Here is a 15,323-nt window from a genome sequence, read left to right on the forward strand (position 1 = left end):
TGTCACGCTGGAGTGGCTGCCGGGCCCGACGGCCACGCTGGCGTGACAATGGCGGGGTTTACGGCGGGGTCTACGCGAGGCCGACGAGGCCGACCCCGGCCCTATCCCGCTGCCACCGGCGGGCGACGGTCAGCCACGGTCTTGGGCGGTGTCTGCGCATCGTTGTCAGTGAATTCCTTGGTCCAGCAGGCGAATTCTAGCGTGATGCCGTCGGGATCGAGGAAGTAGAACGACCGCACGTAGACCCCTGGATGCACGGTGGCCGACGCCTGCATCGGGCTGTCGTCGTGGTTGAGCACCGGGCCGACGCGAACACCCTTGGCCTTGAGCTTCTGCCGGTACTCGTCGAACTTCTCGGCCGGGACATGCAAGGCGATGTGGTTGAGCGAGCCGGTGGCGCTGACGAATTCACCGATGCCGGGGATGGCAGCCGGCGCCGAAATCCCGGGCACACCGTCGGGGGCGTCACGGAACCAGAAGAACGCGATGCAATCCCCGTTGCCCGCGTCGAAGAAGAAGTGCTGCCCCATGTCGCCGGGCAGATCCAACGACTTGATCAGGGGCATGCCGAGCACGTTGGTGTAGAAGTCGACCGTGCGCGCCATGTCCGCGCACACCAGGGCCACATGGTTGATTCCGCCGAACTCGAACTCCGAGTTGGGATTGTCGGGTTTGATCACGTCGATGAACCTCCGGGGCGAATACGCCAAGGACTGGCGCAGCTGCGAATCTGAATCTAACATCAGATTCAGATGTCATCAACGGCGAGTTTCCCGGCCACCGGGAGTGAGGAAATCCGTGACCGTCAGCCCCCGCACACCGTTGCCGACCGCGCGCGGCCGCCAGACCCAGGCTGCGATCGACAGCGCAGCCCGTACGGTGGTCGCCCGCAAGGGCATCCTGGCCACGACCATCTCTGACATCGCCTCCGAGGCCGGCCGCTCGGCCGCGTCGTTCTACAACTACTACGCCTCGAAAGAAGCCATGGTCCGCGAATGGGCCCTGCGCTTCCGAAACGAGGCCCGCGAACGCGCGCTGCCCGCGACCGGGCCGAACCTGACCAACTGGCAACGCTGCCATCAAGCGGCCTCCGCACACTGGATGACCTACCGGCACCGCCTGGCCGAGATCATCAGCGTGTCCCAGATGGCGATGATCGATGACGACTTCGCCGAATACTGGGACGAGATCTGCCAGCTGCCGATATCGATGATCACCGAAATGATCAAACATGCTCAGCAGCAAGGGTTCTGCCCCGACGACGACGCTCACCTGACCGCGGTGGCACTGGTGTCGATGCTCAACCAGTACTGCTACGCCCAGCTGTCCGGCGGTCGCGACGCCACAGCCGACGACACCGCCTGCATCACCACCCTGGCCAACGTGTTCTACCGGACCATCTACCACGAGGAGACGCCCCGCACATGAAGCAGCCGGAAGTGGTCCGCGAGTTCATCGGGATGGAATCACCGACCGCCCAGCGCGCCGGCGCCGGCGGCTACCCGTGCCAGGGCCTCTACCACCACGCCGCGGGACACCACCCGACAGTCGCAGTGATCGCCACGCACTACCAGATCGACTACTCCGAGCACTACATCGCCGACTACCTGGCCGCCCGGGGCATCGGCTTCCTCGGCTGGAACACCCGATTCCGCGGATTCGAGAGCAGCTTCCTGCTCGACCATGCTCTGGTCGACATCGGAGTGGGGGTTCGGTGGCTGAGGGAGGCGAAGGGGATCGAAACGGTTGTGCTGCTGGGAAATTCCGGCGGCGGATCGCTGATGGCCGCCTACCAGTCCCAAGCCGTCGACCCGAACGTGCGACCCCTGGACGGGATGCGGCCGGCAGCGGGCCTGACCGAACTGCTGCCCGCCGACGGGTATGTGGCCAGCGCGGCCCATCCCGGCCGCCCCGACGTGCTCACCGCCTGGATGGACGCATCCGTCGTCGACGAGAACGACGCCGTCGCCAGCGACCCCGAGTTGGACCTGTTCGACGAGCGCAACCCCGCGCCATACTCCGCCGACTTCGTGGCGCGATACCGCGCGGCCCAGGTCGCGCGCAACGAGAAGATCACCGACTGGGCCGAGAAAGAGCTCAAAAAGATCCAGGCAGCGGGATATTCGGATCGGCCGTTCACGGTCATGCGCACCTGGGCCGACCCCAGGATGGTCGATCCCACCATCGAGCCGACCCACCGGCAGGTCAACCTCTGTTACGCCGGCACACCCATCAAGGCCAACCGGTCCGCCCGTGGCATCGCCGCAGCCACCACCGTGCGCAACTGGATCGGCATGTGGAGCCTGCGCCACGCCCAGACCCGGGCCGAGCCGCATCTGGCCCGGATCACCTGCCCCGCCCTGGTGATCAACGCCGACCAGGACACCGGCGTGTATCCATCCGACGCCAAACGCATCTACGACGCGCTGGCCGGGACCGACAAGTCGCACACGTCGATCGACACCGATCACTACTTCACCACCGCCGGTGCCCGCGACGAGCAGGCCGATACCATCGCCGAATGGATCGCGAAGCGGTGGCGGTGAATCCCGGACGGATCCGGGTCCTCGCCCACTTCACCCCCGGCGACAAGGTGCTGGATTTCCTTGCACCGCATCAGGACTGGCTCGATGTACGGTTCTGCGCCGAAGATGACGACGACACCTTCTACCGGGAACTGCCCACCGCCGAGGTGCTCTGGCATGTGCTGCGGCCGGTCTCTGGCGACGACCTGCGGCGCGGTCTCCGGCTGCGGCTGGTGCACAAGCTGGGAGCCGGGGTGAACACGATCGACGTCGAAACCGCCAACCAGCTGGGCATCCTGGTGGCCAACATGCCCGGAGCCAACGCCCCGTCGGTCGCCGAGGGCACCGTCCTGCTGATGCTGGCTGCGTTGCGCCGGTTACCCGAACTCGACCAGGCCACCCGCGACGGTAGGGGCTGGCCGTCGGATCACAGCCTGGGCGAGACGGTGCGCGACATCGGCGGGTGCACCGTCGGCCTACTCGGCTACGGCAACGTCGCCAAGCGGGTCGAGAAGATCGTCGTCGCGATGGGCGCCGAGCCGTCCCAGGTGCTGCACACCAGCACCCGGGACACCGGCCACCCTCGGTGGCGCAGCCTGCCAGATCTATTGAGCGCCAGCGACATCGTCTCGCTGCACCTGCCGTTGACCGAGGCCACTCACGGACTGCTCGACAGCAAGGCGCTGGCGTCGATGAAACCCGGCGCCATCGTCGTCAACACCGCGCGCGGCCCGATCATCGACGAGCCGGCTCTGGTCGATGCACTGCGCACCGGACAGCTGGCGGCAGCCGGGCTCGATGTGTTCGCCGAGGAACCGATACCAGCCGGCAATCCCCTGCTCGAACTGCCCAATGTGGTGCTCACCCCGCACGTCACCTGGTACACCGTCGACACCATGCGCCGCTACCTGACCATGGCGGTCGACAACTGCCGGCGCATCCGCGACGGGGAGGGCTTGGCCCACGTAGTAAACGGGGTTAAATAGGCCGCTGGAGTGGCGCCGGTCACGCCGGGGTACCCTCGGCCCAACCGACCGGTTATTAGGTTTATGCCCCGGATGGAGGAACCGCATGCCCATTGCGATCACGTCTGAGCACAGCGATCTGGCCGATTCTGTTCGGTCTTTGGTAGCGCGGGTGGCGCCGTCGGAGGTGTTGCACGACGCGCTCGAGACCCCGATCCCGAATCCCCCGCCGTACTGGAAAGCCGCGGCCGAGCAGGGCCTGCAAGGCGTCCATCTCGCGGAATCTGTTGGCGGGCAAGGCTTCGGCATCCTCGAGCTGGCCATCACCTTGGCCGAGTTCGGCTACGGCGCGGTGCCCGGCCCCTTCGTCCCATCGGCGATCGCCGGCGCACTGATCTCGGCCGACAACCCCGAAGCCAAGGTCCTGAGCGGCCTGGCCTCGGGCGAGACCATCGCCGCCTACGCCATCGACTCCGGCCTGACCGCGACCCGCCACGGCGACGGTCTCGTGATTCGCGGCGAGGCGCGTGCGGTGCCTGCAGCGGCGCAGGCCTCCGTTCTGGTGCTACCGGTCGCCATCGAATCCGGTGTCCAGTGGGTGGTGCTGGACGCCGCCCAGTTGGAGATCGAGCCGGTACAAAGCGTCGATCCGCTGCGCCCACTGGCCCATGTCCGAGCCAACGCCACCGAGGTGGCCGGCGATCGTGTGCTGTCCAACCTCAACAGTGCCCGTGCCCGCGCCCTCATCACGACCCTGCTGTCGGCCGAGGCGATCGGCGTCGCCCGCTGGGCCACCGACACCGCGACCGCATATGCCAAGATCCGCGAACAGTTCGGCAGGCCGATCGGTCAGTTCCAGGCGATCAAGCACAAGTGCGCCGGAATGATCGCCGAGACCGAACGGGCCACCGCCGCGGTCTGGGACGCCGCCCGCGCACTGGATGAAGCTGCCGAAGAGCCCTCGGCCGAAACCCATTTCGAGTTCGCTGCAGCGGTGGCCGCCACCTTGGCCCCTGCGGCCGCCCAGCACACCACCCAGGACTGCATCCAGGTGCACGGCGGTATCGGCTTCACCTGGGAGCACGACACCAACGTCTACTACCGGCGCGCACTCGTGCTGGCCGCCTGCTTCGGCCGGGCCTCGGACTACCCGCAGTCCGTGGTCGACACCGCGACCACCACCGGGATGCGTCCGGTCGACATCGACCTGGATCCCGACACCGCGAAGCTGCGCGACGAGATCCGCGCGGAAGTCGCTGCGCTGAAAGCCCTTCCGAGCGGAGCCGAGCGCAACACCGCGATCGCCGAGGGCGGTTGGGTGCAGCCGCACCTGCCCAAGCCCTGGGGCCGCGCGTCGGAGCCGATCGAGCAGATCATCATCGCCCAGGAATTCAGCACCGGCCGCGTGCGGCGCCCGCAGATGGGCATCGCCTCCTGGATCATCCCGTCGATCGTGGCGTTCGGCACCGAAGAGCAGAAGCAACGCTTCCTGCCGCCGACGTTCCGCGGCGAGATGATCTGGTGCCAGCTGTTTTCCGAGCCGGGCGCGGGTTCGGACCTGGCCAGCCTGACCACCAAGGCCACCAAGGTCGACGGAGGCTGGCGCATCACCGGGCAGAAGATCTGGACGACGGGTGCACAGTTCTCGGAGTGGGGTGCCCTGCTGGCGCGGACGGACCCCAACGCTCCGAAACACAACGGCATCACGTACTTCCTGCTGGATATGAAGGCCCAGGGCGTCGAGGTGAAGCCGCTGCGCGAGCTGACCGGCAACGCGATGTTCAACACGGTGTTCATCGACGACGTGTTCGTGCCCGACGACATGGTGCTCGGTGAGGTCAACCGCGGCTGGGAGGTCAGCCGCAACACGCTGACCAACGAGCGGGTGTCGATCGGCAGCAGCGAGCCGCCGTTTTTGGCCAACCTCGACCAGTTCGTGGCGTTCCTGCGCGACGGGCAGTTCGACCAGATCGAGCAGAACCACGCCGGACAGCTGATCGCCGAAGGCCATGCCGCCAAGGTGCTCAACCTGCGGTCAACCCTGCTGACGCTGGCCGGGGGCGACGCCATGCCGGCCGCGGCGATCTCCAAGCTGTTGTCGATGAAGACCGGCCAGGGCTACGCGGAGTTCGCGGTGGCCTCCTTCGGGACCGACGGCGCCATCGGTGATCCTGAGCAGGACTTCGGCCGCTGGGCCGAGTACCTGTTGGCCAGCCGTGCCACCACAATCTACGGCGGCACCACCGAGGTCCAGCTCAACATCATCGCCGAACGGCTCCTCGGCCTGCCCCGCGATCCGTAACTTTCTCTGCACGAGCCGGGGTTAGGCGTACCGTCGAAATAGGCGGCGACCAGAAACGGTTGGCAATGCACGATGAGAACGTCACTACAACGCATTGCACGCCCGGTGGTACTGGGTGTGGCGGCGGCGTCGATGGTCATCGCGCCCACGGTCGTGTGGGGTCAGGCTGAGCCTGGGCCCACAAAACTTCAGGCCGAGCCATGTGTGAACGGCGTCATTCCGTGGAACCCCTACGTTGTGAACTGCAATCTGCAGCCCAGACCGCCCCGGGTACGTGGCTCGGCCCCCGACGCCGGAGCGATCATCGCGTGCCGGGACAGGCCAGGCTGCCTGGGCTGGTACGTCAACGGGCCGCCGTGACGATGTGAGTTGACTTTTATGAGCAGCGACCGCAACGACGTCGAAAAGCGTTGGCACAACCCGGAGATGTTTCGCTCCGCCGTCTGGTACGTGGTGGCGGTAGTGGCAGTGGCCGCCGTGGCGATGACGTTCTACGCCTTTGACCACTCCACTCTCTCGGCGGCGCTCGTCCCGACGATCCTGTTCATCGGCGGTCTCGGCGCGTTCTTCCGCACCTATCAGGTGTGGAAGGCCGAGGGCACCTGGCCCATCTGGCAGGGCGCGGGGTGGTTTCTGCTGGCGTTGTCACTGATATGCCTGGCCGTGCCCGGCACCGCGATGCTCGACTGAACTCCTGCGCGAGGGGCCCTCAGGGCAAGATCGAGTCGACGTAACCGCCGTCGACCCGCAGGGCTCCCCCCGTGGTGGCCGAGGCCAGCGGAGAGGCCAGGTAGGTCACCATGTTGGCGATCTCCTCCGGCTCGATCAGCCGCTGGATGAGCGACTGCGGGCGGTGCTTGACCATGAACTCGCGCTGCGCCTCGTCCCATGGCAGGGATTTGTCGACGAGCTGGTAGACGAAGTCCTCGACACCTGCGGTGTGGGTCGGCCCGGCGATCACCGAGTTCACGGTCACGCCCGTGCCCGCGGCTTCCTTGGCGAAACCACGCGACACCGCGAGCAGCGCCGTCTTCGACACGCCGTAATGGATCATCTCAGCCGGCGTGACGATCGCCGAGTCACTGGCGATCTGAATCGCCCGGCCCCACCCGCGCTCGGTCATCCCGGGCAGGTAACTGCGGATAAGCCGCACCGAGGCAAGGACATTCACGTCGAAGTAGCTGCGCCACTGGTCATCGGTGATCTCCAGAGGCGGCACGGCCCCGAAGATGCCGAGGTTGTTCACCAGGATGTCGACCTCGGGCAGCTGACGCAGCAGGTCGCCCGTCCCCGCCTCGGTCGAGACGTCGGCGGCAACACCCAGGACATCGAACTCGCCCAGCTTGGCAACCGCCTCATCGACGCGGGCCGATGTGCGGCCGTTGACGGCGACCCGGGCACCGCTGCGGGCCAGTTGCTCGGCGATGGCCAGGCCGATGCCCTGCGTCGAACCCGTGACGAGTGCGGTCTTTCCGGTCAGATCGATGTTCACAAGGCTGTACTACCACCGATCGCAGCGAACTATTCCAGGTTGCGCAGCTCCCGCTTGAGGATCTTGCCGGTCGGGTTGCGCGGCAACTCGTCGAGGAAGACCACCTCACGCGGCACTTTGTAGCGGGCCAGATGTTCTTTGACGTAGGTCTTGATCGCGTCCTCGTCGATGCTGGCGCCTTCGGCCTTCACCACGAACGCCTTCAGCCGGTGGCCCCACTCCTTGTCCTCGACTCCCAGCGCGGTGGCCTCGATGACCTCGGGATGGCCGCTGATCAGATCCTCGACCTCGGCCGGGAACACGTTCTCCCCGCCGGAGACGATCATCTCGTCGTCGCGGCCGCTGACGTAGAGCAGACCGTGCTCGTCGAAGTACCCGACATCGCCCGACGACAGCATGCCGTCGATGATCTGCTTGCCGCCGCCACCGGTATAGCCCTTGAACGGGAACGTGTTTCGCACGAAGATGCGGCCGACCTGCCCTTGCGGCAGCTCCTTGCCGTTGTCGTCGATGATCTTGACGGTGATGCCCTTGACCACCGGCCCGACCGTCGCGGGGTTGATCGACAGATCCTTGGGCCGGGCAATGCTGGCGAAGGCGATCTCGGTCGAGCCGTAGAGGTTGTAGACGACGGGTCCGAGCTCCTTGAGCGCCCGTGAGGCCAACTCGGCGCCCAGCTGGGAGCCGGAGACGAACACGATCCGCAGGGAGGACAGGTTGGGCTTAGGCGTCATCTGTTCGAGATGGTCGAGCATCCGCGACAGCATCACGGGCACCACCACCATGGCGGTCACCTGGTGCTTCTCAACGTCCTCCAACAGAGTCGCCGGTTTGAACCGTCGGCGCAGCACCAGGGTGGTGCCCAGCATCATCGCGATGGTGGCGTGCAGGAAACCCAGCGCGTGGAACATCGGCGCGGGAAGCGCGGTCACCTCGCCGGCCTTGAACGGGACGTGCGAGAGGACTCCGCCGATCGGGGCGAGCGACGGCGGAGCGGCCCGGTTGGCGCCCTTGGGGGTGCCGGTGGTGCCGCTGGTCAGGATGATGATCGACGGGTGCTGGCTGGCCTTCGGCGCCGGTCGTCCGTTGGCGCGCGCAATCACCTCGGCCAGCGTCTCGTCGGTGCTTCCGGAGGGCCGGTCGGAGTCCGGATTGACGCCCAATGCCCGCAGCTTGCCCAGTTCCGGTTCTGCGTGGGCCACCGCCGCGGTGTATTCGTCGTCGTAGATGATCACCTTGGCGCCTTCGCGCTCGGAGACCTCCTTGATCTGCGGCCCTGAGAACTCGGAGTTCAGCATGATGATCCGGGCGCCGACCCGGGCCGCGCCGTACAGCGAAACCAGGAACCAGCGGTGGTTGCGCGCCAGGATCCCTACCCCGTCACCACCCCTGACGCCCATGGTGAGCAGTTCGTGGGCCAGCGCGTGCGCTGCCGAGTCGAGCTCACCGAAGGTGAATTCACCCTCGTCGTCGATGACCGCGACCCGGTCGGGATGCCGACGCGCGTTGAGCGCCGGGATCATCCCGATCTCGCCCCAGGTGCGGATGTCGCTCAGCATGGCCAGGACGTTCTGTGGCGGTTCCAGCCGCAGCGCGCCGGCCTCGAACATCTTGCGCGCGTAGTGCAATTCGGCTGCGCCGCGCTCGGCGTACTGCTTGGCCTTCGCGGTCACGTTCGCCGGCAGATCAGACAGACTTGGCATGTCGCCACAATAAGTGACGTCTATCGCACGGCGGGCGGTAACTACCATGTGGTCATGGCCGGTGCAGTGTCGCTGGAGATCGACGGCCTCGCGGTGGCCGTCAGCAACCCCGACAAGGTGGTTTTCCCTGACGCGCACGTGACCAAGCTGGACCTCATCAACTACTACCGGTCAGTGGCCGACGGGGCGTTGCGCGGTGTGTACGGGCGCCCGATGATCCTCAAACGGTTCGTCAAAGGCATCGGCACCGAGGCCATCTTCCAGAAACGGGCACCGGAGAAGCGGCCGGACTATGTGGACGTCGCCGAGCTCAAATACCGATCGGGCACGTCGGCCAAGGAAGCGGTGCTGCGCGACACGGCGGGTCTGGCGTGGGCGGTGAACCTCGGGTGTGTCGACTTGAACCCGCACCCGGTGCGGGCCGATGACCTCGACCATCCCGACGAACTACGGGTCGACCTGGACCCGATGCCCGGGGTCGACTGGTCCCAGATCGTCGACGTCGCCCACGTGGCCCGCGCGGTGCTGGAGGAACACGGCCTGACAGCGTGGCCCAAGACGTCGGGCTCCCGGGGCTTCCACATCTATGCGCGCATCCACCCGAGGTGGCCGTTCACCAAGGTGCGGCTGGCGGCCGAGACAGTGGCCCGCGAGGTAGAGCGACGTGTACCCGAGCTCGCGACGGCGCGGTGGTGGAAGGAAGAGCGGGGCGCCCGGGTGTTCGTCGACTTCAACCAGAACGCCAAGGACCGCACGGTGGCCTCGGCCTATTCGGTGCGGGCCACCCCCGATGCCCGGGTGTCCACCCCGTTGCGCTGGGACGAGGTCGACGGCTGCCGCCCGGAGGCGTTCACGGTGGCCACGGTGCCCGAGCGGTTCGCCGAGATCGGCGACCCCTGGGAGGGCATGGACATTACAGTCGGCGGGTTGGAAGCGTTGCTCGCGCTGGCCAAGGAACTCGGCCCGGCCGAGAAGGCACCCAAGGGCGCTTCTCACGATGGGCGTCGACAGTCGAGCATGCCGCTGATCGAGATCGCCAAGACCAAAACCAAGGATGAGGCCATGGCCGCGCTGGAGGTGTGGCGCGAGCGTCATCCCGCGGTGGCCGAGCGGCTCGAACCCGTCGACGTCCTGCTCGACGGCATGCGCGGGCCGAGTTCGATCTGGTACCGGGTGCGGATCAACCTGCAGCACGTACCCGAGGCCGAGCGCCCGCCGCAGGAAGAGTTGCTTGCCGACTACAACCCATGGGAGCACTACCGCGGCGCACAGTGGCACCGGGAATCCTAGGAGTGCGCATGCGAATCGCCTTGTTCGCGACCTGTCTGGCGGATGCCATGTTTCCGCCCGCGGCGATCGCCACGGTGCAGTTGCTCGAGCGCCTGGGCCATCGGGTGGTGTTCCCGGAGGGTCAAACCTGTTGTGGCCAAATGCATGTCAATACCGGCTACCTGCAAGAAGCCACCGCGCTGGTGCGCAATCACGTCGCGGCATTCGAATCCGCGAACTGCTATGCGGTGGTCGCCCCGTCAGGCTCGTGTGTGGGTTCGGCACGTCACCAGCACGCGATGGTGGCCCGCCGCGCCGGTGACGAAGCGCTGGCCACCCGTGCCGAGGCGCTGGCCACCAAGACCTATGAGTTGTCCGAGCTGCTGGTCGACGTGCTCGGGGTCGATGATGTCGGCGCCTACTATCCGCACCGCGTCACCTATCACCCGACCTGTCATTCGTTGCGCATGCTCGGCGTGGGCGACAAGCCACTGCGGCTGCTGCGCAACGTGCGGGGCCTGACGTTGGTGGAGTTGCCCGAGGCCGAATCCTGTTGCGGTTTCGGGGGAACGTTCGCGATCAAGAACGCCGACACCTCCACGGCGATGCTGGCCGACAAGATGGGCCACATCCTGGAGACCGAGGCCGAGGTGTGCAGCGCCGGGGACTCGTCGTGCCTGATGCACATCGGCGGCGGACTGAGCCGGCTGCGTTCCGGGGTGCGCACCGTGCACCTGGCCGAGATCCTGGCGGCCCGAGGATGACCACCTTCCTGGGAACTCCGGGCGTCGGCAACCTGCGAGGCGACGTCCCTTTTCCGCAAGCCGCCCGCACCGCGCTGGCCGATTCTCAGTTGCGCCGCAACATCGGCCATGCCACCCACACCATTCGCACCAAGCGGCTCAACGCCATACGTGAATGCGACGACTGGGAGCAGTTGCGCGCCGCGGGCAGCGCGCTCAAGCAGGACGTCATGGCGCGGCTTCCCGAGTTGCTCGTCCAGCTGGAGGACAACGTCACCCAGCGTGGCGGTGTGGTGCACTGGGCCCGCGACGCCGACGAGGCCAACCGCATCGTCGCCGACCTGATCCGCGCCACCGGCTCCGACGAGGTGGTCAAGGTCAAGTCGATGGCCACCCAGGAGATCGGCCTCAACGAGTACCTGGAAGCCCAGGGCATCGCCGCGTTCGAAACCGATCTGGCCGAGCTCATCGTGCAGCTCGGTCACGACAAACCGAGTCACATCCTGGTGCCGGCGATCCACCGCAACCGCGCCGAGATCCGTGAGATTTTCACGCGCGAAATGCCCGATGCCGGTGAGCTCACCGACGACCCCCGCGTATTGGCGATGGCGGCCCGGGCCCATCTACGCCGCAAGTTTCTCACCGCCGAGGTCGCGGTGAGCGGCGCCAACTTCGGCATCGCCGAGACCGGGACGCTGGCGGTCGTGGAGTCCGAAGGCAACGGCAGGATGTGCCTGACGCTGCCGCAGACCCTGATCACCGTGATGGGCATCGAAAAGATCGTGCCGACGTTCACCGATCTCGAGGTCTTCATGCAGTTGCTGCCGCGCTCCTCGACGGCCGAACGGATGAATCCGTACACCTCGATGTGGACGGGCGTGCATCCCGGCGACGGGCCGCAGCAGTTCCACCTGGTCCTGCTGGACAACGGCCGGACCCGGGTGCTTGCCGACGAGGTGGGCCGCGCCGCCCTGCACTGCATCCGCTGCAGTGCGTGCCTGAACGTGTGCCCGGTCTATGAACGCACCGGCGGCCACGCCTACGGGTCGGTGTACCCGGGACCGATCGGGGCGATCCTGAGTCCTCAGCTCACCGGCACCACCGGTCACGATGATCCCAACGCCAGCCTGCCGTATGCCTCTTCGCTGTGCGGGGCGTGCTTCGAAGCCTGCCCGGTCCGCATCGACATCCCGTCGATCCTTGTCCATCTGCGAGCCGAGCAGGTGGACCAAGACAGAGGAGGTTTACCCGGCGGGCAAGACCTGGCCATGAAGGCCGCAGGGTGGGCGATGGCCGGTGCGGGCCGGTTTTCACTGGCCGAAAAGGCCCTGAGTGCCGGGCGGCTGATCGCCGGGCGCGACCACCGCATCACCGCGCTGCCCTGGCCTGCCTCCAAATGGACCGCCAGCCGCGACATTCCCCAACCGCCTGCGGAGACATTCCGACAATGGTGGAGCCGCACGCATGAGGGGCAAGGATGACCGGCGCGACGCCTGAAGCCAAGGCTGCGGTGCTGGGACGGATCCGGGCCGCCCTGGCGTCCGCGCCACCGCAGCCGGTGCTGGTTCCACGTGACTACCACCGCGAGCCGCTGACCGGCCCGGGCAACATCGAACGGTTCGCTGAAGCAGTCGCCGAGTATCGGGCCCGGGTACACCGCATCGAGCCGGAGGCGATCGCGTCGACGGTCCGCGCACTGGTCGGCCCGGAGGCCACCGTGGTCATCCCCGCCGATCTGCCACCCGAGTGGGTGGCGGGGCTGACGACCGTCGTCGACGAGCCGACACTGGGCGTCGCCGAACTCGACCGCGCCGATGCAGTGCTGACCGGATGTGCGCTCGGCATCGCCGCGACCGGCACGATCGTGCTCGACGCCGGCCCCACCCAAGGACGGCGGGCGCTGACCCTGGTGCCAGACCACCACCTCTGTGTGGTGCGGGCCGATCAGATCGTGGACACCGTGCCGCAGGCGTTCGCCGGGCTGACGCCGACGCGGCCCCTGACCTTCATCTCCGGCCCCAGCGCCACCAGCGACATCGAACTGCAGCGGGTAGAAGGCGTCCACGGACCTCGAACCCTCGACGTCCTGATCGTGTGAACCTTACCGACGAGTAAGCCCGGAAGGGTTCTTAGCAAAGTATTAACGCTGCCCACCCAGCCGCCTTAGATTGCCCGCATAACTTTGGGGACAGGTTGACGCGACGGAGCTCAGCCAGAGCTCAGGAAAGAAGGCGGGAGGCTGATCATGACATTCACGAACAACACCCCGGCAATGGATCGACACTTTCGGTACGGAAACTCGGCAGTCATCTGCGAGGGCGCATCGATGCGCGCGGTATGCCGCCAGCTGGCGACAGTGGTGACCGTCAAGGGAGATATCGACAGCAACAACATCGACCAGATCGCGTCGTATGCAAATCGGTTCATCCTCGCGGAGAAGCCGTTGGCACTCGACCTGAGTGGCGTGAACAGCTTTGCCCCGCAGGCGATCTCACTGTTCTACGACATCGATGAAAGGTGCGGCACGCTCGGCGTGGACTGGTCGGTGGTCGCCAGCCAGCCGGTCGTCACCGAGATTCGTCGCCAGCAGGTGGGCGTCCCGCTCAGCTCGTCGGTGCCAGAAGCCCTGCATCACTTCGCCGAAGGCAACACGGCACGCCGCCGGTTGCTCCCCCTGCTTATCAAGAGCGCCTGACAGAAAGGCCGATGCAATGTTGATCGATGTCCGCTGGTTGACCCGCCTGCTTCGCCATCGCCACCGGGCGGTGCACATGTAGCCCTTGCTACACCCGAATAAACGAGATGGCTGCCACACCTGGTGTGGCAGCCATCTCGTTTTTAATTTGGCAAATTTCCGGCAAGCCCTGTCAGGGGACCTTCTTGATGGCCGGTGGCTTCCACGTCCCGTCGATGATCGACGGCGCGGTTTCCCTCGGCCAGTACAGGCGCAGCATGAGGTTGAACTTGCCGGCCGGCGCGGGCAGCCAGTTTGCTTCCTTTTCTGGGCCGGGGTTGTCGTGCTGCAGGTAGAGATCGACCGACCCGTCCGGGTTGGTGACGAATGCGTTCCGTTGGCTCAACGTGTAGCGGTCGAGCGGGTTGTCGACGAAGAAGAAACCCTCGTCGTACATGGTCAGTGACCAGAACCCATCGACAGGCGGGAACTGGCCCTTGTCGAAGTGCACGGTGTACTTGTCGGCGCCGTCGTAGGCCTGCCCATCGGCGTCGGTCTCCGAGGTCGGGTAGACCGCATCCTGTGGCCGGTTGGCGCCAAGACCGACATAGGTGATGAGTGCGCGCTGCAGGTAGTCGGTGCCGTACTCACCGGTCTGTGTGGTGAACCGCCAGCCGTTGACGTCCTCCAACTCGTTGAAGCGGGACATGATCTTCGCGGCGCCGTCCTTGGGGACCGACTGCAGAGCCGCGGCGACATCGGAACCGAGCTTGTTCAGCTCGAACTTCTCCCCCGCGACGATGCCGAGTTTGGCCATGTTGTCCACGATGGGTTTGTCCGCCTCGGTGGGCGGGTTGTCCTTCATCAAGGTGGCCACCAGGTTGAAGTAGTCCTCGGTGCTGAGGTTGTTGACCTGATCGCGGACCGGGGTCTTCATGTCGATTGCCGGATCGACCTTGCCGGCCGGTGGCGTGTAGGGCTTGCCGTACGAGCTGAGCGGCACCAGCGAGATCTCGTCCTGCAGTTTGTGCACAGCGGCGTAGTCCTCGGGTGTGCCATCGCAGTAGATGCGTCCCAGCAGCCACACCGTCGAGGTAGGCGACTTGTATTCCGTCACGCCCGGCGGCAGCGTGCCCTTCCAACCGGGCCCGGTGATGGCGTAGGTCTGCGGACCGGTGCCCGTAGTGCGCTTCCCAGGAACCTCGAACACGTTGGTGTAGGCATCGAGCATCGGGAACAGGTAGTAACGGTCGTGAGCGTCGGGCAGGCTCAACACCCACGGCTCGTTCTTGACGTCGATGAATCCGTTTGTGTACAGCGTGTCCGCGTTGGGCGCGGTGACGTCGCGGAACTGGGCGTTCGGATACTCGCGCATCCGCATCAGCTGTCCCATCGGCGCCCGCGGCGCCTCGACCTTGTCGACATTCGTCATCACCCGTCGCGTCATCTCGACAGTCGCCAGGGAGTAGCCGTAGACGTACGCGTCCAGCGCGATGGCCTTGGCCTCAGCCGGTGTCAGCTGCCCGGTTTCGGCTGGTTGTTCGGGGGTCGACGGCGAGCATGCCGAGGTGACCATCATCAGCATCGTGGTGCCGAGCGCGACCAGCCATCTGGTCGTGCGTCGATCCATTTTCACGAAAAGCCTTTCGT

General features: G+C 66.2%; 14 protein-coding genes. 10 read left to right on the top strand and 4 right to left on the bottom strand.

The features are described 5' to 3' along the window. Nucleotides 1-101: 101 nt before the first annotated feature. On the bottom strand, nt 102-680 hold the full coding sequence (locus tag K6L26_RS28795) for a VOC family protein (protein WP_221852261.1): 579 nt from the start codon (nt 678-680) through the stop codon (nt 102-104). Between the two features lie 118 nt (nt 681-798). Here K6L26_RS28795 and K6L26_RS28800 point away from each other — a divergent pair, with 118 nt between their 5' ends. The 5 genes from K6L26_RS28800 to K6L26_RS28820 all read left to right on the top strand — a co-directional run bounded on the left by K6L26_RS28800 (nt 799) and on the right by K6L26_RS28820 (nt 6,482). Further along, nucleotides 799-1,428 carry a TetR/AcrR family transcriptional regulator gene (locus tag K6L26_RS28800; protein ID WP_221852263.1) on the top strand — a complete coding sequence of 210 codons (630 nt, stop codon included), beginning with the start codon at nt 799-801 and terminating at the stop codon, nt 1,426-1,428. Continuing rightward, nucleotides 1,425-2,546 (top strand): alpha/beta hydrolase, encoded by a 1,122-nt coding sequence (locus K6L26_RS28805; protein WP_221852265.1) that lies wholly within the window; start codon nt 1,425-1,427, stop codon nt 2,544-2,546. The genes K6L26_RS28800 and K6L26_RS28805 overlap by 4 nt, the downstream gene beginning before the upstream one ends. Continuing rightward, nucleotides 2,522-3,511 carry a 2-hydroxyacid dehydrogenase gene (locus K6L26_RS28810; protein ID WP_221852267.1) on the top strand — a complete coding sequence of 330 codons (990 nt, stop codon included), beginning with the start codon at nt 2,522-2,524 and terminating at the stop codon, nt 3,509-3,511. Before K6L26_RS28805 ends, K6L26_RS28810 begins: the two co-directional genes overlap by 25 nt. 85 nt (nt 3,512-3,596) lie before the next feature. Beyond that, a complete protein-coding gene (locus K6L26_RS28815) occupies nt 3,597-5,792 on the top strand; it encodes an acyl-CoA dehydrogenase family protein (protein WP_064897921.1) in 2,196 nt (731 codons plus the stop codon). A 378-nt stretch (nt 5,793-6,170) separates the two neighbouring features. After that, a complete protein-coding gene (locus K6L26_RS28820; protein WP_065063213.1) occupies nt 6,171-6,482 on the top strand; it encodes a hypothetical protein in 312 nt (103 codons plus the stop codon). A 19-nt stretch (nt 6,483-6,501) separates the two neighbouring features. On the opposite strand, the gene K6L26_RS28825 is transcribed toward K6L26_RS28820, so the two are convergent. Both K6L26_RS28825 and fadD2 read right to left on the bottom strand, forming a co-directional pair. Then, nucleotides 6,502-7,284, bottom strand: a complete 783-nt coding sequence (locus K6L26_RS28825; protein ID WP_019343486.1) for an SDR family NAD(P)-dependent oxidoreductase — start codon at nt 7,282-7,284, stop codon at nt 6,502-6,504. A 29-nt stretch (nt 7,285-7,313) separates the two neighbouring features. Further along, nucleotides 7,314-8,987 (bottom strand): long-chain-fatty-acid--CoA ligase FadD2, encoded by a 1,674-nt coding sequence (gene fadD2 / locus K6L26_RS28830; protein ID WP_019343487.1) that lies wholly within the window; start codon nt 8,985-8,987, stop codon nt 7,314-7,316. Between the two features lie 54 nt (nt 8,988-9,041). Between fadD2 and ligD the strand changes: the two genes are divergently transcribed. From ligD to K6L26_RS28855, 5 genes are all read left to right on the top strand, one after another. Next, on the top strand, nt 9,042-10,277 hold the full coding sequence (ligD, locus tag K6L26_RS28835) for a non-homologous end-joining DNA ligase (protein ID WP_221852268.1): 1,236 nt from the start codon (nt 9,042-9,044) through the stop codon (nt 10,275-10,277). Between the two features lie 8 nt (nt 10,278-10,285). Next, on the top strand, nt 10,286-11,020 hold the full coding sequence (locus tag K6L26_RS28840; protein ID WP_221852270.1) for a (Fe-S)-binding protein: 735 nt from the start codon (nt 10,286-10,288) through the stop codon (nt 11,018-11,020). Beyond that, on the top strand, nt 11,017-12,480 hold the full coding sequence (locus tag K6L26_RS28845; protein WP_064897910.1) for a LutB/LldF family L-lactate oxidation iron-sulfur protein: 1,464 nt from the start codon (nt 11,017-11,019) through the stop codon (nt 12,478-12,480). The genes K6L26_RS28840 and K6L26_RS28845 overlap by 4 nt, the downstream gene beginning before the upstream one ends. Beyond that, the gene (locus K6L26_RS28850) at nt 12,477-13,097 is read left to right on the top strand and encodes a LutC/YkgG family protein (RefSeq protein WP_221852271.1); all 621 of its coding nucleotides are present in this window, start codon (nt 12,477-12,479) and stop codon (nt 13,095-13,097) included. The genes K6L26_RS28845 and K6L26_RS28850 overlap by 4 nt, the downstream gene beginning before the upstream one ends. Before the next feature lie 147 nt (nt 13,098-13,244). Further along, the gene (locus tag K6L26_RS28855) at nt 13,245-13,694 is read left to right on the top strand and encodes an STAS domain-containing protein (RefSeq protein WP_019343492.1); all 450 of its coding nucleotides are present in this window, start codon (nt 13,245-13,247) and stop codon (nt 13,692-13,694) included. Between the two features lie 172 nt (nt 13,695-13,866). On the opposite strand, the gene K6L26_RS28860 is transcribed toward K6L26_RS28855, so the two are convergent. After that, nucleotides 13,867-15,303: a DUF1254 domain-containing protein gene (locus K6L26_RS28860; RefSeq protein ID WP_435405353.1), complete on the bottom strand. Its 1,437-nt coding sequence runs from the start codon at nt 15,301-15,303 to the stop codon at nt 13,867-13,869. Between the last annotated feature and the right edge of the window lie 20 nt (nt 15,304-15,323).

It is taken from the genome of Mycobacterium farcinogenes (genome assembly GCF_019739075.1).
In the GTDB taxonomy this organism is placed as follows: domain Bacteria; phylum Actinomycetota; class Actinomycetes; order Mycobacteriales; family Mycobacteriaceae; genus Mycobacterium; species Mycobacterium senegalense.

Bases quoted from the DNA above. Each gene is read 5' to 3' on its own strand.
- K6L26_RS28805 (WP_221852265.1), top strand. From the start codon at position 1,425: ATGAAGCAGCCGGAAGTGGTCCGCGAGTTCATCGGGATGGAATCACCG.
- K6L26_RS28810 (WP_221852267.1), top strand. From the start codon at position 2,522: ATGGATCGCGAAGCGGTGGCGGTGAATCCCGGACGGATCCGGGTCCTC.
- K6L26_RS28815 (WP_064897921.1), top strand. From the start codon at position 3,597: ATGCCCATTGCGATCACGTCTGAGCACAGCGATCTGGCCGATTCTGTT.
- K6L26_RS28820 (WP_065063213.1), top strand. From the start codon at position 6,171: ATGAGCAGCGACCGCAACGACGTCGAAAAGCGTTGGCACAACCCGGAG.
- fadD2 (WP_019343487.1), bottom strand. From the start codon at position 8,987: ATGCCAAGTCTGTCTGATCTGCCGGCGAACGTGACCGCGAAGGCCAAG.
- ligD (WP_221852268.1), top strand. From the start codon at position 9,042: ATGGCCGGTGCAGTGTCGCTGGAGATCGACGGCCTCGCGGTGGCCGTC.
- K6L26_RS28840 (WP_221852270.1), top strand. From the start codon at position 10,286: ATGCGAATCGCCTTGTTCGCGACCTGTCTGGCGGATGCCATGTTTCCG.
- K6L26_RS28845 (WP_064897910.1), top strand. From the start codon at position 11,017: ATGACCACCTTCCTGGGAACTCCGGGCGTCGGCAACCTGCGAGGCGAC.
- K6L26_RS28850 (WP_221852271.1), top strand. From the start codon at position 12,477: ATGACCGGCGCGACGCCTGAAGCCAAGGCTGCGGTGCTGGGACGGATC.
- K6L26_RS28855 (WP_019343492.1), top strand. From the start codon at position 13,245: ATGACATTCACGAACAACACCCCGGCAATGGATCGACACTTTCGGTAC.
- K6L26_RS28860 (WP_435405353.1), bottom strand. From the start codon at position 15,303: ATGGATCGACGCACGACCAGATGGCTGGTCGCGCTCGGCACCACGATG.